Annotated in this window: 14 protein-coding genes; 2 read left to right on the forward strand and 12 right to left on the reverse strand. The window is 65.9% G+C overall.

The window, feature by feature from the left end:
* Positions 1-4 precede the first annotated feature (4 nt).
* The 5 genes from ACP7BZ_RS07445 to ACP7BZ_RS07465 all read right to left on the reverse strand — a co-directional run bounded on the left by ACP7BZ_RS07445 (position 5) and on the right by ACP7BZ_RS07465 (position 4886).
* Positions 5-1045, reverse strand: coding sequence for a branched-chain amino acid ABC transporter permease (locus ACP7BZ_RS07445; protein WP_426111583.1), 1041 nt, complete (start codon positions 1043-1045; stop codon positions 5-7).
* On the reverse strand, positions 1042-1770 hold the full coding sequence (locus tag ACP7BZ_RS07450) for an ABC transporter ATP-binding protein (protein WP_426111586.1): 729 nt from the start codon (positions 1768-1770) through the stop codon (positions 1042-1044). Before ACP7BZ_RS07450 ends, ACP7BZ_RS07445 begins: the two co-directional genes overlap by 4 nt.
* On the reverse strand, positions 1763-2605 hold the full coding sequence (locus ACP7BZ_RS07455) for an ABC transporter ATP-binding protein (protein ID WP_426111588.1): 843 nt from the start codon (positions 2603-2605) through the stop codon (positions 1763-1765). Before ACP7BZ_RS07455 ends, ACP7BZ_RS07450 begins: the two co-directional genes overlap by 8 nt.
* A complete protein-coding gene (locus ACP7BZ_RS07460; RefSeq protein WP_426111590.1) occupies positions 2605-3795 on the reverse strand; it encodes a substrate-binding domain-containing protein in 1191 nt (396 codons plus the stop codon). The genes ACP7BZ_RS07455 and ACP7BZ_RS07460 overlap by 1 nt, the downstream gene beginning before the upstream one ends.
* A 167-nt stretch (positions 3796-3962) precedes the next feature.
* Complete coding sequence (locus ACP7BZ_RS07465) at positions 3963-4886, reverse strand: alpha/beta fold hydrolase (RefSeq protein WP_426111592.1); 924 nt, start codon at positions 4884-4886, stop codon at positions 3963-3965.
* Positions 4887-5086: 200 nt separating this feature from the next.
* Here ACP7BZ_RS07465 and ACP7BZ_RS07470 point away from each other — a divergent pair, with 200 nt between their 5' ends.
* Entirely contained in the window at positions 5087-6004 is a 918-nt protein-coding gene (locus tag ACP7BZ_RS07470) for a LysR family transcriptional regulator (protein WP_426111594.1), read from the forward strand.
* A gap of 119 nt (positions 6005-6123) precedes the next feature.
* Here ACP7BZ_RS07470 and ACP7BZ_RS07475 read toward each other — a convergent pair whose 3' ends face one another.
* From ACP7BZ_RS07475 to ACP7BZ_RS07505, 7 genes are all read right to left on the reverse strand, one after another.
* Positions 6124-8454 (reverse strand): TonB-dependent receptor, encoded by a 2331-nt coding sequence (locus ACP7BZ_RS07475; RefSeq protein WP_426111596.1) that lies wholly within the window; start codon positions 8452-8454, stop codon positions 6124-6126.
* Positions 8455-8733: 279 nt separating this feature from the next.
* The gene (locus tag ACP7BZ_RS07480; RefSeq protein ID WP_426111598.1) at positions 8734-9783 is read right to left on the reverse strand and encodes an HD domain-containing phosphohydrolase; all 1050 of its coding nucleotides are present in this window, start codon (positions 9781-9783) and stop codon (positions 8734-8736) included.
* A gap of 162 nt (positions 9784-9945) precedes the next feature.
* Positions 9946-13434, reverse strand: coding sequence for a PAS domain S-box protein (locus tag ACP7BZ_RS07485; protein WP_426111600.1), 3489 nt, complete (start codon positions 13432-13434; stop codon positions 9946-9948).
* A gap of 1 nt (position 13435) precedes the next feature.
* The gene (locus tag ACP7BZ_RS07490; protein ID WP_426111601.1) at positions 13436-14572 is read right to left on the reverse strand and encodes an FIST signal transduction protein; all 1137 of its coding nucleotides are present in this window, start codon (positions 14570-14572) and stop codon (positions 13436-13438) included.
* A gap of 82 nt (positions 14573-14654) precedes the next feature.
* Positions 14655-15707, reverse strand: a complete 1053-nt coding sequence (locus ACP7BZ_RS07495; protein WP_426111603.1) for an HD domain-containing phosphohydrolase — start codon at positions 15705-15707, stop codon at positions 14655-14657.
* 215 nt (positions 15708-15922) lie between these two features.
* Positions 15923-16939: an HD domain-containing phosphohydrolase gene (locus tag ACP7BZ_RS07500; RefSeq protein ID WP_426111605.1), complete on the reverse strand. Its 1017-nt coding sequence runs from the start codon at positions 16937-16939 to the stop codon at positions 15923-15925.
* Positions 16936-20424 carry a response regulator gene (locus ACP7BZ_RS07505; RefSeq protein ID WP_426111607.1) on the reverse strand — a complete coding sequence of 1163 codons (3489 nt, stop codon included), beginning with the start codon at positions 20422-20424 and terminating at the stop codon, positions 16936-16938. Before ACP7BZ_RS07505 ends, ACP7BZ_RS07500 begins: the two co-directional genes overlap by 4 nt.
* Positions 20425-20847: 423 nt before the next feature.
* Between ACP7BZ_RS07505 and ACP7BZ_RS07510 the strand changes: the two genes are divergently transcribed.
* Positions 20848-23319 (forward strand): ATP-binding protein, encoded by a 2472-nt coding sequence (locus ACP7BZ_RS07510; RefSeq protein ID WP_426111609.1) that lies wholly within the window; start codon positions 20848-20850, stop codon positions 23317-23319.

Consider the following 23319-nt stretch of genomic DNA (forward strand, 5'->3'; position numbering starts at 1 on the left):
GGGATCAACGCCTGGTAAGGGAAAACAGACCGGCCGGGCGCCACAGCAGCACCCCGATCATCAAGACGATGTGCGATACCAGCGCCAGCTTCGGCGCCAGAAAACCGGCATAGTTGGCCACCAGCGCCATCAACAGGGCGCCAATAAAACAGCCGCCGACGGAACCGAGCCCGCCGATGATGACGACAATGAACACCATCACCATCACTTCGCTGCCCATCGATGCCGACAGGGTTTCCTTGTACAGGCCCCACATCAGGCCACCGAGGCCGGCCAGCGCCGAGCCGGCGGCGAACACGCCGACGAACAGGCGGCGCACGCGGTAGCCCAGCGCTTCGACCATTTCGCGGTTTTCCACGCCGGCGCGGATCAGCAGGCCGATCTTGCTGCGGTTGAGGATCAGCGACATGGCGCCAAACACCACGAGCCCGACCACCACCGCCACCAGCCGGTATTTTTCGATGGCGGCGTCGCCCACCAGTACGGCCCCGCGCAGGCTGGCCGGCAGCGGCAGGGGAATCTGCTCGGCACCCCAGATCACGTTGATGAGCTGCTCGGCGACCATCATGCCGCCCATGGTGATAAGGATCTGTTTTAAGTGCTGGCCATAGACCGGCATGATGATGAGGCGCTCGAAGACCCAGCCGAGCAGCGCGGTGACCAGCACCGCCACCAGCATGGCCAGGCCCAGCACGCCCAGGTTGAGCGCCAGCGAATCGACTTCCAGCGACGCCTGCATCGGCAGCAGCACCATGGTGGCGGCGTAGGCGCCGACGGCGACAAAGGCGCCGTGGCCGAAATTGAGCACATCCATCAGGCCAAACACCAGCGTCAAACCGCTGGCCATCAGGAAGATCATCATGCCCATCGCCAGCCCGGCCACGGTGAGGGTCAGCCAGGTCGGCAGGCTGCCCACCAGCGGCAGCATCAGCAGCATCAGCGCCGGCACCAGCAGCAGCGGGGCGATATCGCGCCGGCGCGCCGGCAGCGCGCTCGCTGGCGGTAGTACAGGGATGGCGACCGCGATCGGTGCTGGGCGTGTCATTGGTGGGCCTCCAGCGACAAGCCGAGCAGGCGCTGTTGCAGGCTGGCGTCGGCCACCAGTGCGGCCATGCTGCCGGCGTGGGCGACGCGACCGTCGTCCATCACCGACACCGTGTCGCCCAGCGCGCGCACCATGCTGAAATTTTGTTCGACCAGCAGGATGGTGGTGTCCTGCGCCTTCAGTTCGGCAAATGCGGCAATCAGGCTGTCGACGATGGCCGGTGCCAGGCCCTTGGTCGGTTCGTCCACCAGCAGCAGCTTGCGCGGCTCGACCAGTGCGCGGCCGATCGCCACCATCTGCTTCTGGCCGCCCGACAGATTGCCGGCCGCGACATCCCAGAATTTTTTCAGGGCGGGGAAAAAATCGCAGATCCAGTCGACCCGGGCTTGCTCGAGCGGGCCGTTGCGCGCCGCCAGCAGCAGGTTTTCGCGCACCGTCAGTGCGGAAAACACCGCCATCGATTCGGGCACGTAAGCGATGCCGGCGCGGGCGATATCGGCGGTGGCCATGGCGCTGATATCCTGGCCATCGAACACGATGCGGCCAGCGCTGGCGCGCCACATGCCCATGATGGTGCGCAGGGTGGTGGTCTTGCCGGCGCCGTTGCGGCCGAGCAGCACCGACAGGCCGCCGCGCGGCACCCGCAGGTCGACGCCCTGCAGGATGTGGTACTGGCCAATGTGGGTATGCACCCCGGACAGGGTCAAAATACAGTCGTCATGCATGGCTCGTCGCTCCTGCGGGGGTGATACCAAGATAGGCTTGCTGGACGATGGGCGAGGCCATCACCGCGGCCGGTTCGCCGTCGGCCACCAGGGCGCCGTTGTGCAGCACCAGGATGCGGTCGGCCAGGCGCCGCACCACGTCCATCTTGTGCTCGACCAGTAAAATGGTGTGCTGGCCGGCCGCCTTGACCTGGGCGATCAGGTCAAGCACCACCGGTACTTCGTCGACGCTCATGCCGGCGGTCGGTTCATCGAACATCATCACCGTCGGTGCCAGCGCCAGCAACATTGCCACTTCCAGTTTGCGCTTGTCGCCGTGCGACAGCGACGCCACGCTGGCGCGCCGACGCTGGCTCAGCGCCACCCGTTCGAGGTAGTGATCGGCGCGTTCGATCAGCTCGCGGTGATTGAACCAGACGGAAAACAGCAGCGCCGCCGGGCCCAGGCCGGCGCGGCTTTGCACGGCGAGGCGGACGTTTTCTTCCACCGACAGCTTGGGAAACAGATTGGTCAGCTGAAAGGCGCGGCCGATGCCCAGCTGCGTGCGACGCGCGGCGCCCAAGCGGGTGATATCGACGCCCTTGAAATGCACGCTGCCAGCGCTGGCGGCCAGCTGGCCCGACAGCAGGTTGAAATAGGTGGTCTTGCCGGCGCCGTTCGGGCCGACGATGACGGACAGGGTGCCCGGATAAAAATCGGCAGTGACCCGGTCGACGGCAACGTGGCCGCCGAAACGGATCGACAGCGCGCGCGTGGATAGTGACGGCGACGGTGACGGTGACGGTGACAGCGACGGCGCCGACTCGGGTGCGGGTCGGTTGATACTGGTAGCCATCAGCGCTTGTTTCGTATCGGCAGCGGCAATTCGGCCACGGGGATTTCGCGCACCAGTTCGAGCAGGTCGTTGTCATCCTTCTGCACTTTCTTGATCCGGAAGTGGTACATCACCTGCAGCGCCTGGTGGTCTTCCTTGCGGAAACTCATCTTGCCCTTGGGCGTGTCGAAGTCCATCCCTTCCATTGCCGCGATCAGCTTTTCACTGTCGCCGGCGCCGGCACCGGCGCGCGTGAGGGCGCTGACGACGGCGCTGGCAGCGGCAAAGCCGCCGGCGGTGAACATGTCGGGCGGTGCTTTATAGCGCTTCTGGTGCTCGGCGACGAACCAGTCGTTCATCTTGTTCTTCGGGAAAGCGTAGTAATAATAAATGCTGCCTTCGGTGCCGCCGAAGGATTTCCAGGTTTTCATCACCGGCAGGATATTGCCGCCGGGCGCCAGCACGATGCCGTAACGTTCCGGCTTCATGCCGGCGATCTTGTTGATGGGGTTGGGACCGGCCCAGACGATCGATAACACGCGCGGTTGCGGCTTGTCCTTGAGGGCATCGAACAGGCGCTGGGCGGAGGCGGTAAAGTCAGTGGCGGCCTGCGGCGCATATTCTTCGTGGACCACGGTGGCGCCGCTTTTGGTGCTCACCAGCGCCTCGCGCCCGGCCTTGACGGCGTCGCGCCCGAAAGCGTAATCCTGCGCCAGGAAGGCAATGCTGCCGCCCTTGATGGTGGCGGCGCCCGCCAGCGCATCCTGGGTCGAGCTGCGCGCGGTGCGGAAGATGTAGCGGTTCCATTTGTCGCCGGTGATGGCGTCGGCCACCGCCGGTTCGACGATCAGCACCTTTTTGTATTCGGCCGCCACCGGCAGCATGGCCAGCGCCGAGCCGGACGAGCTGGTGCCGACGGCGATGTCGACCTTGTCGTCGCCATACGCCTCGGCCAGCAGGGTGCGGCCCAGATCCGGTTTGCTCTGGTCGTCCTTGACGATCACCTTGAGCTTGCGGCCGGCCACTTCCATCTTGCCGCCGGTGAGGTACTCAAGGCCCATCATGAAGCCCGTCTCGGTTTCCTTGGCGTATGGTTCGAGGGCGCCGGTGCGGCCCGTGATGAGGGCGATCTTGAGGTCGGCGGCGCTGGCGGCCGGGGGCATCAGCGCCGCTGCTGCCAGCACGGCCAGCACAGTGTATTTCGCTTGCATGGTGTCTCCTTGATTGTTATGGGGGCGCGTCGTTGCGCGCTTTTTCATCGTATGCGGTGTTCGTTGAGCGGTGACTGTAACCGTTTGTTCCTGCCTGACCCGCGCGATTGTCAAAAATGCGACAAACCTGCAGGCCATCGATCGTGCAGTGCAGCGTGACGCCCGGCTCAATCGACGGTCGCCAGAAATGCCCGCAGCGCCGCCTGTGCCTGCGGCTCCGTCAGCATCGGCGCATGGCCGACGCCGGCCACTTCGGCGCACGCCAGCGCGGGCGCCATCGCCCGCATCAGCGCCACCTGTTCGGCTTCCACCAGGTCGGAAATGGCGCCGCGAATGAGCAGCGTAGGGCGGCGCCGCGCCAGCCGCTTGAAGGCAAAATTGGCCATCATCGAACTGGTCTTGACGGCGCTCGCACCGGCGCGGAAGGCCAGGCCGATGTTGGCGTCGTAGCGCATGGTCAGCACGCCAGCGCCGCTGTCGACGAAGGCGCGGCGCGCCCAGGTGTCCCAGTCGGCCTGGCCGTAGTGGGGGAACGCCACTTCGTTGATCGCGCGCAGGTAGGCGGCGGCATCAGCCCAGCTGCGCAGCTGCTCGCCCTTGCCGGCATAGGCAGCGATGCGCGCCAGGCCGCGTTTCGACAGCACCGGGCCGACGTCGTTGAGCACCGCCGCGGCGATCAGTTCGAGGTGGCGCACTGCCAGCGTCATGGTGATCAGGCCGCCCATCGAGGTGCCAATGAAGACCGCGCGGGCGATGCCGAGGTCGTGCATGAGCTTGACCACATCGTTGCTGTAGACCAGCACGTTGTAATGCTCGGGGTGGTCGTCCCAGGCCGAGTTGCCGCGCCCGCGCACGTCGATCGCCAGCACGCGCCGTCCCTGCTGGGCGATCCACGGCGCCACCTCGTCGAAGTCGGCACTGTTGCGGGTCAGACCGTGGATGCAAATGACCGGCAGGCGCGCCAGCCCGCCCGCGCCCGCATAGTCGCGGGCATACAGGCGCAGGCCGTCGGTGCTGGTGAAGGCGACGTCGCGGTAGGCGCGCTGCTGCTGCTGCTGCTGCGCTTGTTCAATATCAATCGTGTTCGACACTGCCGCCCCGCGCTTCTGGTTGTTCGATTGCCTGCAGTGTGCCGCAAAAGCGCGCCGTCCGAAAGGCAGCGACGCGAACACCCTTTGTGCATTAATGCACACCGTCGCCGCCTGCTTGTGCTGCGCTGCAACCATGAAATCCGCGTGCAGCGGCAGCGGGCGCATTGCGTCACGGCTGTGCACTGATGCACAATCAACTGATGAAAACATTGCCTGAATGGACTGACCTGCGTTTCTTCCTCGAACTGGCGCGTGCCGGCACGCTGTCGGGCGCCTCGCGCGGCTTGCAGGTCGAGCACACCACTGTTGCCCGCCGTATCGACCGCCTCGAATCGCAGCTCGGTTCGACCCTGTTCGACCGCTCTCGCGAAGGCTACGAGCTGACCGAAATGGGACTGGCGCTGCTGCCGCACGCCGAGGTGATGGAAAGTGCGGCGCTGGCCGCGCAAGACCAGTTAAGTGGCAACCAGGTGGCCGTGCGCGGGGTGGTGCGCCTCGGCGTGCCGGAGGTGCTGGGGGTGCGCGTGATCACGCCGCTGCTGGCGCGCTTTCTGGGCGAGCATCCCGACCTGTCGATCGACCTGCTGGTGCAGCCGCGCTTTGCCAACCTGGCCAACCGCGAGGCCGATCTGGGCGTCACCCTCGACGCCCCCAGCACGGGACGTTATATGGTGACGCGGCTGGCGTCGTTCCGGCTGTACCTGTATGGCTCGCCCGATTACCTGGCGCGCCATCCGCCGATCCGCAGCCAGGTCGATCTGGCCACCCACGATTTTGTCGACTACGTGCAGGACCGGCTGGCCAGCAGCGAACTCAATTTTCTCGACGCCCTCGGATTTACGCCGCGACGGCGCCTGTGCTGTACCGGCATGATGGCGCAGGCCGAAGCGGCGGCGGCCGGCCTGGGCTTGATGTTCGCGCCGCCTTACGTGATTGCCAACGATGGCCGGCTGGTGCCGATCCTGCAGGATATCGTGTTCGCCGAGCGCGCCTACTGGATGGTGGCGCCGGTCGATTTATACCGTCTACCACGGGTGCGGGCGGTGTGGAATTTGCTGCGCGAGTATGCCGATGCGCAGCCGGGGCTGTTTGTGCATGGCGGGGCTGGCGCTGCGTAAGTTTCGTAAAGAAAGCGGGGAGCAACAAGGCAGAACTGGGACCGGCACCCGCGGTGCCAGTCCCGTTTTGAAGCTGTTCGCGCCTGAGGTTTTTACCCGCCGCAGGTCGAACCAAGTAATTAAAACTTCATGCTGGCAGTGAGCTTGACGGTACGCGGATCGCCATAAAAACCGGTGATCGAGTTGTAGAAAGCGCCGAAGGCATAGCCAGCCACCTTGTAACGCTTGTCGCTGAGGTTGCGGCCATGCAGGCCAAGCTGCAGCTTGCGATCGGTTGACGTCCACACCACGCCAGCATCGAGCAGGGTGTAACCGCTTTGCGCCAGCAGCAGGTTTTGCGGTACCGTCACGTCAGTGGCGGCAATCCCCGTGGGGCGCACGATTTCCGACTGGTAGACCCGGCTCTTGTACGAGGCGCCGCCCATCAGCGAGACGGTACCAGTGCGGCCGTTCAGCTGCAGTGGCCAGTCGTAGCTGGCCGACAGATTGGCCGAGTTCTTCGGCGTGTTCTGGAATTCGGCCTGGTCGGCGATATTGACCAGCCCGGCGCCATTGGCCACCAGCCATTCCTTGTACTTGGCATCGAGGTGGCTGTACATGGCGCTCACCGTCAGCTGATCGGTCAGGTGGCTCACGGCCTCGAGTTCGATACCGGCGATCTTGGCCTTGCCAGCGTTGGTGAGCGAACCGGCAAAGCCGTTGATGCTGCCGTTGGCGGCAAACGTCGGCACCGAGCCGGGGATCTGGATGTTCTTGTAGTCGGAATAGAACACCGCCGCATTCGTTTGCAGACGCCCACCCATGGTCGAGGATTTGATCCCCAGTTCGAACGACGTCACCTCTTCCGGCTTGACGCCTTCGCGCTTGGTCAGCGAGGTGGCGCTGGTGGGGCCACCGGTGGCCAGCAAGTCCATGCGTGGATCGAACATACCGCCTTTAAAACCTTGCGAGACGGTACCGTACAGATTGTGTTCCGGTGCGAACTTCCAGCCGAAGCCCAGTTTTGGCGTGAACTTCTTGTCGGTGCGGTGCAGGTCGTCCTTGCCGAGGTCGGTATTCGGGGCGCCACCAACGGCGGCCGGGTTGCCCAGTGTCGGCGAACCGGCCAGGCCGATATAGGTTTTCTTGAAGATGCGCGCGCGGCGGTCGTCGTCGGTGTAGCGGCCACCGACGGTGACGCTAAACCCCGGGCTGACGGTGTAGCTGAGGTCGGCAAACGCAGCGTAGGTCTTGGTGTCGATGTCGTCGAGGGTGTACAGGGCGAGGCCACCGGCGGCGTTGTAGAGCACGTCGAATTCATTGAAGGCGTTGGCCTTCATGAAAAATACCCCGGCCACGCCCTGCAAGCGCTCACCGGTGTAGGTGAACTGGAATTCCTGGCTGTCCTGCTTGTCGCGGTAAATGGTCGGCGCTTCCCAGACGGCGAAGCTGGTCGAATCGAAGTCGATCGGCGCGTAGGTGTCGGAGGCGCGGTGGGCGGTGATCGATTTGAACGACAGGGTGGCATCGATGTTGTAGTCGACCAGCAGCGAAGCGCCGCGGGTGATCACTTGCTGGTCGTGGCCATTGACCTTGTACAGGTTGGCGCGGGTGTCAAACAGATTGGCCAGTGGCGCGGCGTTTTCCGGCGCCGGCGTGGGCGTGAAGCGGTAGCCCTGGCGCGGATTCGAATCGTCGACCGTGCGGTCGGCCGCCAGCCGGATGAACAGGTCGCTGGTGGGCGTGACTTCGACGCTGATGCGCCCGGCCGCCACATTCTTGTTGTAGTTCTGCTTGCCGTTGATGACGTTCTGGCCAAAGCCGTCGCGGTTGAAGGTGGCCAGGGTGCCGCCGACGCGCACGGTGTCGGCCAGCGGCACGCTGCCCTTGAGCACCAGGTCGCGTTCGCGGTAATCGCCCAGCGTACCCTTGACTTCGAAGGCCATCTTGTTGGGCAGCTTGCGGGTGACGTACTTGACGGCGCCGCCGATGGTGTTGCGGCCGTACAGGGTGCCTTGCGGACCACGCAGGATTTCAATCCGTTCGAGGTCGTAGATGTCAGTCAGCGCGCCCTGCGGACGGGCCAGATAGATGTCGTCGAGGTAGATGCCGACGCCCTGCTCGTAGCCGGCCACCGGGTCTTGCTGGCCGACGCCGCGGATGAAGGCGGTCAGGGTGGTATTGGTGCCGCGCGATGTTTTGAGGGTGGTGTTGGGCACCGTTTCGGCCAGCGCGGTGATATCGGGGATGGCCTGCTTTTCCATTTCGGCGCCCGAGATGGCGCTGACCGAGCCGGGGACGTCCTGGATCAGTTCGGCGCGGCGGCGCGCCGTCACCACCACGCGGTCGAGCTCGCGCGTGGTGCTTTCGGCTGCCGGTGCGGCCGGGGTGGAAGGGGTGGTCTGGGCATAGGCGCTATCGATGCCCACTGCCGGCAAGGTCATCATGACGGCGACGGAACGCCGCAGCATTGACTTATGCTTCTTTGAAATACGCATGCTTGTCTCCTGGTTGTTGTTTTGTTTTTGCTGTTGCCGCTTCTGCGAGCGCTGGCGCTGTCGGCGCGCCTGTTGGTGCGCGTTGTTATACGCAATGCATCGCAGTGTGCCCCGTTTCATCATGGAGTGAAAGACAAGGTGATGCACGGCCTGTGTGCAAAATTGCACAGCCGGGAGCGCATGCTGGTGGTGACGCCAAAGCGCGCCACCGGCGTGGCACGGATGCAACGCCGGTGCGGGCTTAGCGCGTCCTCAATGCCGCACGAGGGGCGGATCGGGGAAGTTCTGGTACACGGCGACTACCTCGTGCCAGCAGTGCAGGAAGGCTTGCACAGTGTCCGGACAAAAATGCCTGCCGCTTTCGGCGACGATGTAGGCGCGGGCGTCGTCGAGCGACCAGGCCAGCTTGTAGGGACGGTGCGAACTGAGGGCGTCAAAGACGTCGGCGACGGCGACGATACGCGCTGCCAGCGGGATGTCCAGGCCCTGCAGGCCGACCGGATAGCCGCTGCCATCGAAGCGCTCGTGATGGCAGCGGGCGATCTGCTCGGCCAGTTGCATCAGCGGCAGCGTGCTGCCCGACAGGATGTGGGCGCCGTGCATGGCGTGTTGGCGCATGATCGCCATTTCGCCGTCCGACAGGCGGCCGTGCTTGAGCAAGATGGCATCGGGGGTGGCCAGCTTGCCGATGTCGTGCATGGGCGCCGCTTCTGTCAACTGCTGTTCAAACGCACTCGGGCAGCCCAGCTGGCGGGCGATCAGGCCTGCATACTGGGCCATGCGCTGCAGGTGGGCGCCGGTTTCCGGATCGCGCGATTCGGCCGCCCGCGCCAGCCGCATGACCAGTTCGAGTTCGCGCTCGGCCACCCCGTGGGTGGCCTGGGCTACCGCGAACTGCAGTTGCAGGGTGCGTTCGGCCAGTGCGATGCGCGCCTGGTTGAGCGCCAGCAGATTACGCACGCGCAGGCGAAATTCAATGATTTCCACCGGTTTGGCGACAAAGTCGGTGGCGCCGGCCGCGCGGGCCTGCTCGCGTATGCCGACCTCGTCGACGTGCGTGACCATGATGATGGGCACATCGGCCATCCGTGGCAGGCGCCGGAAACGGCGAATGAATTCGACGCCCGACAGCTGCGGCATGCGGTAGTCGAGCAGCACCAGTTCGGGGGTGTGGCTGTGACACCAGTGCAGGGCGGCGAGCGGATCGGCGAAGCAGCGGGTCGGCGCCCGGGCGGCACCGGCGACCAGGGTTTCAAACAGCCGCAAGGTGGGTTGGTCGTCGTCGACAATCAGAATAGCCATGCAATCTCCAGCGATGGCGCCATCATTGCAAGATTGCTTGACCATCGGCATTAAGGAAGATAGTGCCACAGGACAACTGTCAAACAGTCTGATTGTTACATACAGTCGCAAAATTAAAGTGACTAGTACTAATAATGGGCGGCCGCGGTGGCGCCGCCGCCGTCACTGTGCGCCGACCGTCAGCAGGGGGCGCAGGGCACTGCTAAAGCGCGCCGATTCTGTTTCCAGTTCGGCAATCATGGCCGGCATCGCCTGCGTACGGCCGTTGCTGACAGCGCGGTCGATGGCGGCCGCCGCCTGCATGGCCGGCAGCGCCAGAAAGGTGCCGAACAGACCGGTCAGGGTGTGTGCTTCGCGCTGCAGGCGGTCGAGGTCGACGTCGGCAGCGGCTTGCTTGAGCAGCAGCAGCTGGCCCGGCAAGGCTTCGATAAAATGGCGGCCGATGGCAGCGACCGATTCGGCGTCGGCGGCGGCGATGCCCTTGGCGTAGTCGTAGGCGCCGGGCGTGGTGGCCGGGGCGGCGTAGCGGTCGATGACGGCGCGCAGGGTTTGCATGCGAAATGGTTTCGATACATAGTCATCCATGCCGCCGGCCAGGCATTTTTCGCGGTCGCCCTCGAGGGCGTTGGCGGTCATGGCGATGATGACGGTGCGGGCGACGCCGGCCTGCTCGCGCCGGCGGATTTCAGCGGTGGCCTGGAAGCCGCCCACCAGTGGCATCTGCAAGTCCATCAAGATCAGGTCGAACTTGGTTTGCGCATGCAGACGCAGGGCGATCTCGCCGTCGGCGGCGATGGTCACCCGGTGGCCCCACTTGGTGAGCAGGATGCGGGCGAGCTGCTGGTTCGATTCATTGTCTTCGGCCAGCAGCACTGACAGCGACACGCTCGCTTCGCGCAGCGAGTGACGGGTGATAATCGGCTCGCTGGAATCGGCCGCGCGCGGCGTGCCGATCAGGCCACAGATGGCGCCGAACAGTTCTTCGGGGCGGGTCGGCTTGAGCAAAAAGCCCTGGATGCCCAGTTCGCGGCAGCGCACGGCGTCGCCCGGCATGCCGCTCGAGGACAGCAGCAGGATCGGCACGCCGGCATAGGCGGGCAGACCGGACAGGGCGCGCGCGGTATCAAAACCGTTCATGCCGGGCATGGCGAAATCGAGCACGATGCAGTCGAGCGCGCGCGCATCGGTCGAGGCACACCAGTCCAGCGCGGCCTGACCGCTGGCATGCTGGACCACCTGGCAATCCCAGCGTTCAAACAGGTTGCGCAGGATCGCCTGGCTGGTGGCGCTGTCGTCGATGCACATGACGGTGCGGCCAGCGAGCGGCATCGAACGCAGCGCGCCGGACGCGGGCGCGCTTGCCTGTTCGACGTACACCGGCAGCGACAGCCTCACGGTAAAGGTACTGCCGTGGCCGACCGCGCTGTCGACGCTGACGGTGCCGTTCATCAGATCGACCAGGCGGCGGGTGATCGACAATCCCAGGCCGGTGCCGCCGAAGCGCCGCGTGGTCGAACCGTCCTCCTGGCGGAAGGCGGCAAAGATGGCGCCCTGCTGATCGGCGGCGATGCCGATGCCGGTGTCGCGCACGGCGATGGCGACGTCGACCATGCCGTGTTCGATGCGCTCGGCGCGCACGCTGACCACCACTTCGCCGGACGGCGTGAACTTGACCGCATTGGCGGCCAGGTTAATGAGAATCTGGCGCAGCCGGCCCGGGTCGCCCATCACCATGCGCGGCAGGGCGGCGTCGATGTCGAGCGCCAATTCGATCTGCTTTTCGCGGGCGCGGCTGGCCTGCACGCGCAGGCCGTCCTGGACCACGCGCGCCAGATCGAAGGAAGTCGAATCGAGCGTCATCATGCCCGCTTCGATCTTGGAAAAATCGAGAATGTCGTTGATGATCTCGAGCAGCGCATCGGCCGACGACTTGACGATGTCGAGGTGGCTGCGCTGGCTGTCGTCGAGCGGCGACTCGAGCACCAGGTCGGTCATGCCGATGATGCCGTTCATGGGGGTGCGGATTTCGTGGCTCATATTGGCCAGAAATTCGCTCTTGGCGCGGCTGGCCGATTCGGCCGCTTCCATCGCCGTGTGCATGGCCCGTTCGGCCGACTTGTGCACCGAGATGTCGACGATGGTGCCGACCAGGCCAATGAGACTGTTATCGGCGCGCGACAGCGCCACCTTGCTGTAGAGGACATCGAGCACGCGGCCACCGATGGTCAGCGTCGTTGCCAGCGTCTGGATGCCAGACTGGCCCAGCACGGCGAGATCGTGCTGGCGCACCGCCGCCGCCTCGTTCGGCAGCAGCAGGTCGGGCGCCTGCATGCCGACAACGGCGGCGTGATCGAGCCCGAACAGGCGCGCAAAGGCGCGGTTGGCGCGCAGGTAGACGCCGGCCGGGTCTTTCAGGTAGAGCGGCAGGGGAATCGATTCGATCAGGGTATCGACGAACTTGAGGTTGTCCTCCAGTTCGCGGATCGCCTGGTGGCGCTCGGTGACATCGCTCAAGCTGCCGGTGATGCCGGTGCAGGCGCCGCGCTCGTTAAATTCGAGGCGGCCGTTGACGTCGAGCCAGCGCACCTGACCTGCGTTGGTCAGATAGCGCGCCTCGTGACGGGTGCTGTGCTTGCCGCCGGCGACCATGCGCATAAAGCCGCTGCGCACGGCCTGGCGGTCGCGCGGATCGACGAAGTCGAACAGTTCGCGGCCCAGGCTGGACTCGACGCTGTGGCCGGTGATGGTGGTCCAGGCCGGGTTGAGAAAGGTCCAGCGGCCGCTGGTGTCGCCGCGGAACACCACTTCCGACAGGCTGTCGACGACGCTGCGGTACTGCCGCTCGCTGGCGCTGAGCGCCTGCGCCAGCTTCTTGTTTTCGGTGATGTCGGTGCGGATGGCGACGTACTGCACCGGCACGCCGCTTTTGTCGAGAAACGGCACGATGGTGGCGTCGACCCAGTAGTGGCGGCCCTGCTTGGTGACGTTGCGGATTTCGCCGTGCCACACCTCGCTGTTGGCAATCGTGCGCCACATATTGGCAAAAAACTCGGGCGCGTGTTCGCCCGAATTGATCATCTGGTGGCTGTGGCCGATCAGCTCTTCGCGGGTATAGCCGCTGATGGCGCAAAAGCGGTCATTGACGCTGACGATGCGGCCGGCGGTATCGGTGATGCTGATGATGGCATGCTGGTCCATCGCAAAGCGCTGGTTGGCCAGTTCCAGGCGCCGCAGTTCCTGCTGGCGCACCAGTTCGGCAAGCAGGCCCGACAGCGCTTCGATGTCGTCGTCGTCGGGCAGGGTGCGCTCGGCCTGTTCGGCCGTGAGCAGATTGTCGGCGGCGTCGCGCAGGCTCTCGAGCACGCGGTTGCGGCTGGCCAGGTCGTCGCGCATGCGCTGGTTGGCGCTGGTGAGTTCATCGGAACTCAGTTGCAGGCTCAGTGCCCGCAGTTCGAGGTCGCGGGCGCTCTGGTGGTAGGTGCTGTCGACCCGCTCGATCAATAACGGCAGGCCGTCGACGAAGTGCGCCGCCTGCGTCGACAGCAGGCCGCGCGCGGCCAGGCCGGCCAGCTCGGCCTGCACGGCGGCGAACTGCGCGCCGCTGTCGATCTGACAGTTGCGGCGTAACTGGCGCAGCAGGGTCGGATGCATCTCAGGACTCGCCGAGGACGGTGATCGTCATGGTCTGGTTGTGCAGCAGGCAGGGCGCGCCGGCGCGCGGCGGCGCCATTTCGCCATTTGAATAAAAGCCGGTCAGCACGGTGCCGGCGCCGAGGATGGCGCCGACCGCTTCGACTTCTTCATCGATGCGGTCGCCCATCACCAGCCGGCGGCCGATGCAGCTGACCAGGATGGCGAGCGCATCGCCGGCCGGCGCCGTCGCCGGCCGCGCGCCGCGGGCGGCCGATTCTGCGCCATCGATCAGTTTTTCGGTGTCGGCATGCATCAGGCGGACATCGCCATTGACCGGCACGTTGCCGGCCAGGATCAGCGAGCCGGCCGCTTCGTCGATGCCCAGAATGGTGCGGATGACGTTGCCGCCATCTGCGCTCTGGCCCTGCAGCTCGAACGGGAACAGCAGGCCCGAGGCGGGCAGGTCGGCGGCGTAGCTGCCCAGGTACAGTTTATAAATATCGAGCGCCCGTTCGCCATCGAGTTCGTAGAGCACATTGTCGACCGCGCGCGTGATCTTGCGCGACGGCCCGAACGGTTGCCAGCCGCCGAAACTGCCGTGGCTGATCACCAGCCGTTTGCCGTACAGGCCAATGGCCACCACCTGGTCGTCGGCGCGGCCGGCCGGACCCAGCGTCCAGGTGCGCTTGAAGGCGCCACCGTCGGCGGCCAGGCCTCCCGACACCGGCACGCCAGCGGGCAGGGCCTGTTCGAGGGCGGCCACCAGGGCGCTGCCGTTGATTGCCACGCCGACGCCGAACAGCAGCACGGCGGCCAGCCCGGCGCTGGGCAGCTGTGCGGCCAGGGCGGCGCCGGCGGCGGCCGAACCGGCCATCGACAGCAAGGTGGTGCTGGCTGCGCGCACTGCGGTGTGTTCGAAGTGCAGGGCGGTGAGCACGCAGCGCTCGTCATGCACCAGGTTGGCGGCGATTTCGCCGGCCGTCGAGCAGCCTGCCAGCACCGCGTCAGGATAGAGCGCGCGCAGGCGCGCCACCAGGCGGTCATCGGCAAAGAAGGCGGGCGCGGCAAACGCCAGCAGCAACTGCGGCGGCGCGCCGGCGGCGGCGGCAAAGGTGGCGACGTCGGCGCTGGCTAGGATGTTCTGGCGAATCTGCATGGGACCTCGGGGCGGCTCGGTGGTGAATCAGTGGTCAATCAATGGTGAATCGGTGGCGAATTGGTGGTGAATTGGTGGTGATTCAATACGCCGGGCTGCTGTCGGCGTCCGGATGGCTGTCGTGGATTGCCACCACTTCGTCCCAGGCGCGCAGGAAGGCTTGCACGCAATCGGGGCAAAAATGGCTGCCGCTGTTTTGTTCGATAAATTCGCGCGCCTCGCTCATCGACCAGGCGCGCTTGTAGGGCCGCGGTGAACTCAAGGCATCGAAGACGTCGGCGACGGCGACGATGCGCGCCGACAGCGGAATGGCGGTGCCGGCCAGTCCCTGCGGATAGCCGGCGCCGTCAAAGCGTTCGTGGTGGCTGCGGGCGATTTCTTCGCCCAGCTGCATCAGCGGCGAGTCGCTGCCGGCGAGGATGTGGGCGCCGTGGGCGGCGTGCTGGCGCATGATGGTCATTTCCGGCTCGGTCAGGCGGCCCGGCTTGAGCAGGATGTGGTCGGGGGTGCCCAGCTTGCCGATATCGTGCATCGGCGCCGCTTCCAGCAGGCGCTGGCAATACTGCTGCGGGCAGTCGAGCTGGCGCGCGATCAGCACCGAGTACTGCGCCATGCGCTGCAGGTGGGCGCCGGTTTCGGGATCGCGAAATTCGGCGGCGCGCGCCAGTCGCGTCACCAGTTCGCGCTCGCGGTCGGCGATATGGGCGGTGGCCGCCGCCACTTCGCGCTGCAGCAGCAGGGCGCGGTCGGCCAGCAACGTGCGTGCTTCGTTCAGTTGCAGCAGGTTGCGCACGCGCAGGCGAAATTCATTCGCTTCGACGGGCTTGGCGACAAAGTCGGTGGCGCCGGCGGTACGCGCCCTGGCGCGCACCTGGGCGTCGTTTTCGGTGGTGATCATGATGATCGGCACATCACCGAGTGCCGGCATGGTGCGAAACAGGCTGATGAACTCGACCCCGTCCAGCGTCGGCATGCGGTAATCGACCAGTACCAGCTCGGGAACGTGATCTTCGCACCACTCGAGGGCGTCGACCGGATCGTCAAAGGTCATGACGTCCAGATCGCTGGCGCCACGCACCAGCTGCGCAATGAGCAGCAGATTGGTAGCGTTGTCGTCGACGATCAGAATGGCCATGCGGGTCTCCGCGCCACGAAGGAAGTCGCGTGGAGTCGCGGCGTGTCTTCAGGCTTGACCCACATATTGCCACAAGAGAACTTATTCGGACTAAAAAATTGCGTTTCAACAAGCGGGGGGTGTGGCGAAAAGGGCGCAAAATTGGCCATCTAGTGCTTAAGTACTAGGTATATTTGAGCGAAAGTTAAAACTGACTGATAAGCAGTTACATAACTTCACAATTGCGGCAGCCCGCGCGGCGCGGCGCTGGCGTCCAGGTTGTCCCAGCGCGCCTTGATCTCTAACAGCGCTGGCAACACCGTCATGAAGCAGCGCACCAGGGCCGGGTCGAATTGCACGCCGCTGTTGTCGTTGATGTAGGCGGTGATCTGGGCCATCGACCATGGCGCCTTGTAGGGGCGCCGCATGCTCAGGGCGTCGAAGACGTCGGCCAGGGTGACGATGCGGGCAGCGAGCGGGATCGCTTCGCCGCGCAGGCCGTCCGGATAACCGCCGCCGTCCCAGCGTTCGTGATGGCGCAGCGCCACCTGGGCGGCCAGCTGGAACAGCGGCGCCTGGCTCTGGCTCAAGATGGCGTGGCCGATGGCGGGGTGGGTGCGCATGACGGCCCATTCGGCGGCGTCGAGCGGGCCCGGTTTGCGCAGGATGGCGTGGGGGATGCCCAGCTTGCCGGTGTCGTGCATGGGCGCGGCCAGTTCGAGCTGGTCGGCGTCGTCGACGTCCCAGCCGCAGGCCAGCGCCAGCACGCGGGCGTAGGCGGCCATGCGCCAGATGTGGGCACCGGTGTCGCTGTCGTTGTAGTGGCCGGCGTGCGCCAGCATCAGGATGGCGTCGCGGTGGCTGCGTTCGAGCGCGCTGGCGCGCACCTGTGCCAGTTGGGCAGCCACGCGCGCGCGCACCAGCGGTGGCGAGACCGGCTTGAAGATGTAATCGACGCAGCCAGCTTCAAAACCGGCCGCTTCGCTGTCGGCGTCGCGGTAGCTGGTGATGAAGATGATGCGCACCGCCTTGCCGGTGTCGAGGCTTTTCAGGCGCCGGCATAGCGCCACCCCATCGGTATCGGGCAGACCGATATCGAGCAGCACCATGTCGGGGTGGTGGCGCAGCAGCGCATCTTCCGCTTCGGCGCCCGAACGCGCGTACACCATACGGTACTGCTGGTGCAGCGCGGCGTGCAGGATTGCCAGGTTGGCTGGCTCGTCGTCGACGGCGAGGATGGTCAGTGCATTCATCGCGCCGCCTGCAACGCCAGCCCGAGCGTGGCAGCCAGCGCGCAGGTCTGGCTGGCCGCGCCGGGCCAGTCGAACTGCTCGACGCGCAGACGGATCGGCGCCAGCAGTGCGGGCGCCAAGTGCGGGGCCAGCGCCGCCAGCGCCAGTGCCGGTGGCGCCGGTGTGCTCGCTTCGAGCGCGTTCAAGACCCCTTGCAGCAGTGTTTCAATGGCTGCCGTCGGCGCGCTGGCCAGCGCCGTCGCCGGCAATGGCAGCGCGCACGGTGATGGCGCCAGCCGGGCAATCGCCGCCAGCGCCGGCCGCATCGCCGACGCCAGCAGCTCGAGGGTGGCGGCGCCGGCGTCGCCAGCGGCCAGTTCGCGCTCGAGGCGCAGCGCCAGCGCCGTCACCGCTGGCAGCGCCACACTGGCGGCGGCGCCGGCCAGCTTGTGGGCGGCGGCGGCGGCGGCGCTGAGATCACCGGCGGCGATGGTGGCGCGCATGGCCGGCACGGCATCGGCGAAGGCGGCAACGAATTGCGGCAGGTAGCTCTGGAAAATGCTCTGGCTGCCCCAGGTGTGTGCGCCCAGCGCTTCGTCGATGGCGCCCGTCGCTGTTACCTGGCGGCCGTCGTGGACCGCGGTCAGGCGGCCGATTAGGGCGATGGTGGCGGCGACATCGAAGGGCTTGGCGATGAAGTGGCTCATACCGGCATTGCGGGCGGCATCCTGGTGCGCGCTGAAGGCGCCGGCGGTGAGGGCGACAATCGGCAGCTCGGCAAATTGCGGCATGGCGCGCAGCCTGGTGGTCGCCTCGATGCCGTCCATGACCGGCATCTGCACATCCATCAGCACCAGGTCGATGCTGCTGCCATGGGCCAGCAGGTAATCGATGGCGGCGCGCCCATGCTCGGCCAGGACAACGCAGGCCCCTTCGCCTTCGAGAATGCGCTGGGCGACGTCGCGGTTGATCTCGCTGTCATCGACTACCAGCAGGCGCAGGCCGTGCAGGGCATTGCCGGCGCGCGCAGGCTTGACCGGCGCCACGGCGCGGCTGCTGCGCTTGTGCCGGGCCTCGAGCACGGCGTTGTACAGGGTCGAGCTGGTAACTGGCGTGGTGAGCACGGCGTCGGCCAGCGCACGTTCGCTGTCGGCCTCGAACGCGGCCGCCTGGTGGGTGCTGACCACCACCACGACCGGGCAGGCTGCGAAACCGGCGGCAGCGCGGATGGCGCGCGCGGTGGCGCGCCAGCCGCTGCCGGGCAGCTGGCAGTCGAGCACGATGGCAGCGGGCAGCGCGCCCGCGCTCCTGTGCAGGATGTCCAGCACGGCGCTGCCCGAACCGGCCTGGCGCACGCGCCAGCCGAGCGCCAGCGCGGTTGCCGGCAGGCTGGCGCTGGCGGTGTCGGCTTCGGCGATCAGCACCTCGAGTGCCAGCATGTCCGCCAGTGCGCCCACCGCGCTGGCGCGTACCGGCACCGTCAGCGCAATGGTAAAGGTGCTGCCGCTGCCGGCCACGCTGTCGACGCCGATGCGCCCGCCCATCAGGTCGACGATGCGCTTGCAGATGGTCAGGCCGAGGCCGGAGCCGCCGTAGCGCCGCGTGGTCGAGGTGTCGGCCTGGGTGAACGAGGAAAAAATATTCTGCTGCTCGGTGCTGGCAATGCCAATGCCGGTATCGCTGACGCGAAACACCAGTTCGGCCTGGCCGTCGGCCAGCACGGTGGCCGTAACCTCCAGGCTGACGCTGCCACGCTCGGTAAACTTGATGGCGTTGCTGGTCAGGTTGACCAGCAACTGCTCGAAGCGCAGGGCGTCGCCCAGCACATGGGCGGCGAGTGCCGGCAGTGGAACGATGCGCAGCGCGATCGGCTTGTCGGCCACCGCCACCCCCATGGTGGCAGCGACGACATCGATGACGTCCTGCAGGGCAAACCAGCTGCGCTCGATGGGCATGGCGCCCGCTTCGATCTTCGAAACATCGAGAATGTCGTTGATGATGCCCAGCAGCGAGCGGCCGGCGACACGGATTTTTTGCAGCATGGCGCCGCTGGCGCGGTCACGGTTGCCCTGTTCGAGCAGGTAGGCCATGCCGAGGATGGCATTGAGGGGCGTGCGGATTTCGTGGCTCATATTGGCCAGGAATTCGGCCTTGCTGCGGTTGGCCGCTTCGGCGGCATCGCGCGCTTCGAGCAGGTGACCCTCGGCGCTTTTTTGCGCCGAGATGTCCTGGACGAAGATCAGCGAGGCGGGGCCGTCGCTGAGCATGACGCGGGCGGTGGCCTTGAACACGGGGATGCTGGCGCCGCCGTTGCCGACACCGAGCGCTTCGAAGCGCTGTTCGATGGCGGCGTCGGCGTCGAGGCAGGCCAGCTGCTCGGCCAGCTGCTGTTGCGAGGCCGGCGCGATCATGGCGCGCCAGGTCATGCCGGTCAAGTCTTCGTCGGCGGCGTAGCCGTGCAGCAGGTTGTAGCGCCGGTTGGTGTAGATGAAACGGCCGTGGCGCGCCATCGCCACGGCCACCGGCGCCTCTTCGATCAGGGTGCGAAAGCGCGCCTCGCTGATGCTCAGGGCATCGGCCAGGCGCCGTTCGCGGCGCCGCTCGACCACGCTTTGCATCAGCAGGCGGCGCCGCGCCTGGTACCACAGCAAACCGCCGCACCACAGCAGCGCCAGCGCCGCGCAGGCGGCACCAAACACCTGCGCCTGGCGCCGCAGCGGCGCCAGCACCACCTGCGCCTGGCGCCGCAGGTGCAGCGTCAACACGCTGTCGCTGCGCAGGCCGGGCGGCGCGATGATGGCGTCGGCGCCCAGCAGGGCCGCCCGGTCCGCTGCAGTGTCGGCGCCGCTACTGGCGCCGGCACTGACGAAGGCGGCGCCGCTGCCGTGCGCGATGGTGGCGCGCATGTCGGGCGCATACAGCGCCACTTGCAGGATGGCGGAAAAATAGCCGGGGTCGAGTACCGCCGAAATCACCCCGTCGAAATCGCTGCCGCGGGCGATCACGCGGGTGGCGTTCATGACGGTGTCGCCGCGCAGCGAGCGAAACGGTGGCGACAGGTAGAGCAGGATGGCATCGCCGCCCTGGCGCGGGCCGACAAAATAGGGCCGCTGCGAAAAATCGCGTCCCGCCAGTGCTGGCGGCATCGCCGCTGTCACCACGCCGTTGGCATTGGTGACGACGATGGCGGCCAGGCCAGGCATGGCGTCGACCAGTGCGTGCAGGCGCAGCTTCAGTTGACCCTGGTCGGCGCTGCCACCCCTGACCAGGCGGTCGCGCACGACCCCGCCGAGGGCGCGGTCGACCGCGACCAGGTTGACGGTGATGTCCTTGACCAGGATGTTCGACAGCGCCGCCAGGCGCTCGGTTTCGGCCGCCTGCAGGCGTTTCGATTCGACCGCATACCATGTGGTCAGGCTGGCGCCGACGATGGCGAAGACGATGAGTGATAGCACCCAGCCGGCCAGATCAGCCCGCTTTTCTGTGAAATACTCGGGTTTAAGCATTTCACAACCTTAGTCGCATAAACAGCAACTGTCGACCAGTTTGTTCATGCAAGGAAAGATAGCTGGTCCGTTCTGCACGAACAGGCAGCGCCGGCGTGATTGCCGGCGATGAGGTCATCAGATGGGGTTAGGCGGGGGTAATTGTCACTTTCTGTCACCTTTTTGCGCGCTTGCGCAGGCGCTGCGAGAGCAGGCGGGACAGCAGGGGGTGTGCAAAAAGCGGGCGTGCGCTTTGCTGCACCGCGATGCTAGCAGGGGCCGCCGCAGCTGTCCATTGGCCTTTGTGACTACGCACAACGGCGTTCCTATGGCAGCGCAGAAAAGCGGGTCATTGGCTGATGTTTGGTTGCAACTTGGCAATTTATTGCTTCGCGGTACTCATTTGTACGTGTAACATTGTGTCGGCATCCATCGAAAGGTTTCATGTCTTCTACATTCCGATCCAGCCGGATTGCCTTCCTGGTCGCCGGTTTCCTTGTCGCGGCCGTCTTGTGCACGCTTGGCGCGGCCATTTTGATCGCGCGCGAACAAGCCGTGCAAGAGTGGCAGGGCCAGCTCGATAACCTGTCGCTGGTGATGGCCGAGCAGACAGCGCAGGAAGTCAAATCGGCGTTTCTGGTCCTCGAGAGCATTGCCGAGAGCGTCAAGGCGAACGATGTCGTCACGCCGGCCGACCTGCGCGCGAAGATGGGCTCCAATGCGCACTTTGCCAGCATGCGCGACAAGACCCAGGGCTTGCCGCAGGTTGACGTTGCCACCATCGTCGCCTCGAACGGCGACGTCATCAATTTCACCCGCTCCCATCCGGCGCCCCCGATCAATCTGGCGGACCGCGATTATTTCCAGGCGCACATCAAAAATCCGAAGCTGGGCGTGTATATTTCGCAACCCGTGCGCAACAAGGGCAATGGCCAGTGGACCTTTTATCTGAGCCGCCGCCTGAACGGGCCGCGCGGCGAGTTCATCGGCCTGGCACTGGTGGGGTTTTCCAGCACTTTTCTCAGCGATTTCTACGGCAAGATCAACCTGGGACGCGGCGCCACCGTCACCCTGTACCGGCGCGATTACACGGTGCTGGCGCGCTGGCCGCACCAGGACGAACTGATGGGCAAGCGCAACCCCAGCGGCACCAGCTTCCACATCATCGACGTTCTTAAGCTCAACCATGGGGTGGTGCGGGCCGAGACGCCCCGTTTTGCCGAGGCCGGTGCGCGCGTGTCGCGGCTGGGTGCGGCGCGCCTGATCGACCAGTTGCCGCTGATTCTGAACGTCACCGTGACGGACGAGCTGTACCTGGCCCAGTGGCGCAATTTTTCCGGCACCCTGTCGCTGGTGGGCGGGATCAGCGTACTGGCCATGCTGGTCGCCTTCGTGGTGCTGATCCGCGCCCTGCGGCGGCGCGAGAACGACATGGAAAAAACCGTGCAGCTGCAGGTGGTGGCGGAAGCGGCCAGCACCGCCAAGTCGGAATTTTTGGCCATGATGAGCCATGAAATCCGCACGCCGCTCACCGCCATCATCGGCTTTGCCGAGATCATCAAGAAAACCGCCGGTCCGGGGCCGGCGGGCGATGCCGGCGCCATCATCTTGCGCAATGGTCAGCATCTGCTGACCATCATCAATGACATCCTGGATATTTCGAAAATCGAAGCGGGCCGCCTGCACCTGGAGCGCATGCCGTTTTCGCCGGCCGATGTGGCCACCGGGGTCGAGACCATGATGGCGGCGCAGGCGGCCAGCAAGGGAGTCGGCTTTCACCTGACGGTGGTGCGGCCATTCCCGCAGCAGGTGATGGGCGACCCCACCCGCTGGAAGCAGATCCTGTTCAACCTGACCAGCAACGCCGTCAAATTCACCGAACTCGGTGCGGTCGAGCTGCAGCTGCATTACGACGCCGGCCGCAGCCGCCTGCTGGTGCGGGTGATCGACAGCGGCATCGGCATGTCGGCGCCGCAGCTGCAAAAGCTGTTCCAGCCGTTCACCCAGGCCGACAGCAGCGTGGCGCGGCGCTACGGCGGCACCGGTCTCGGCCTGCACCTGGTGCAGCAACTGGCGGTCAAGATGGGCGGTGAGGTCAGTGCCACCAGCACGCCGGCGGTCGGCTCGATCTTCGAGGCGGCCATTCGCGCCGATATGGTCGCAGCGTCCGGCTTTATGAATGCGGCGCCGACGCCGCGGCCGCACGTCGAGGCGGTGCTCGAGGTGGCGGACACCAGGCTGGCCGGCCATGTGCTGCTGGCCGAAGATGGTCCCGACAACCGCATCCTGATCGTCGCCCTGCTCACGCGCCTGGGACTGACCGTCGAGGTGGTCGAAGACGGCGCCCAGGCGGTGCAGGCGGCGCTGGCGGGCAGTTTCGACCTGGTGCTGATGGATATCCAGATGCCGGTGATGGACGGCCTGCGCGCCGCCACCATCCTCAAGGCGTCCGGCTACGCCCGCCCGCTGGTGGCACTGACGGCCAACGTCATGCAGGACGATATCGAGCGCTATGCCAAGGCCGGCTTTGCCTGCAGCGTCAGCAAACCGATCGACGTCGCCGAGTTGACGCGGGTGCTGGCCAATCTGCTCGAAGTCGAAGGCGCCAGCGCTGCCGGCGGCGGCGCCGGTTTCGAAGACTTGCCCGGTTACGCGGAGCTGCGCAGCGCCTATCAGGACAGCCTCGGTGGCAAGCTGCGCCAGTTGGGCGAGCTGCTCGCCAGCGGCGCGCTGGCGGCGGCGGCTGAATTGAGTCACACCCTGCGCGGCACTGGCGCGTCATTCGGTTACCCCGGCATGACTGCCGCCGCCCAGGACATCGAAGTGGCGGCCCGCCGCGGTGACGGCACCGGCGCCGGCGCCGCCTTCGTGCGCCTGATGGCGATGGAAGAACTGGCCAACCTGAAGGATGTTTGA

The sequence above is a fragment of the Massilia sp. PWRC2 genome (genome assembly GCF_049896725.1).
Taxonomy (GTDB): Bacteria; Pseudomonadota; Gammaproteobacteria; order Burkholderiales; family Burkholderiaceae_D; genus JAFCUW01.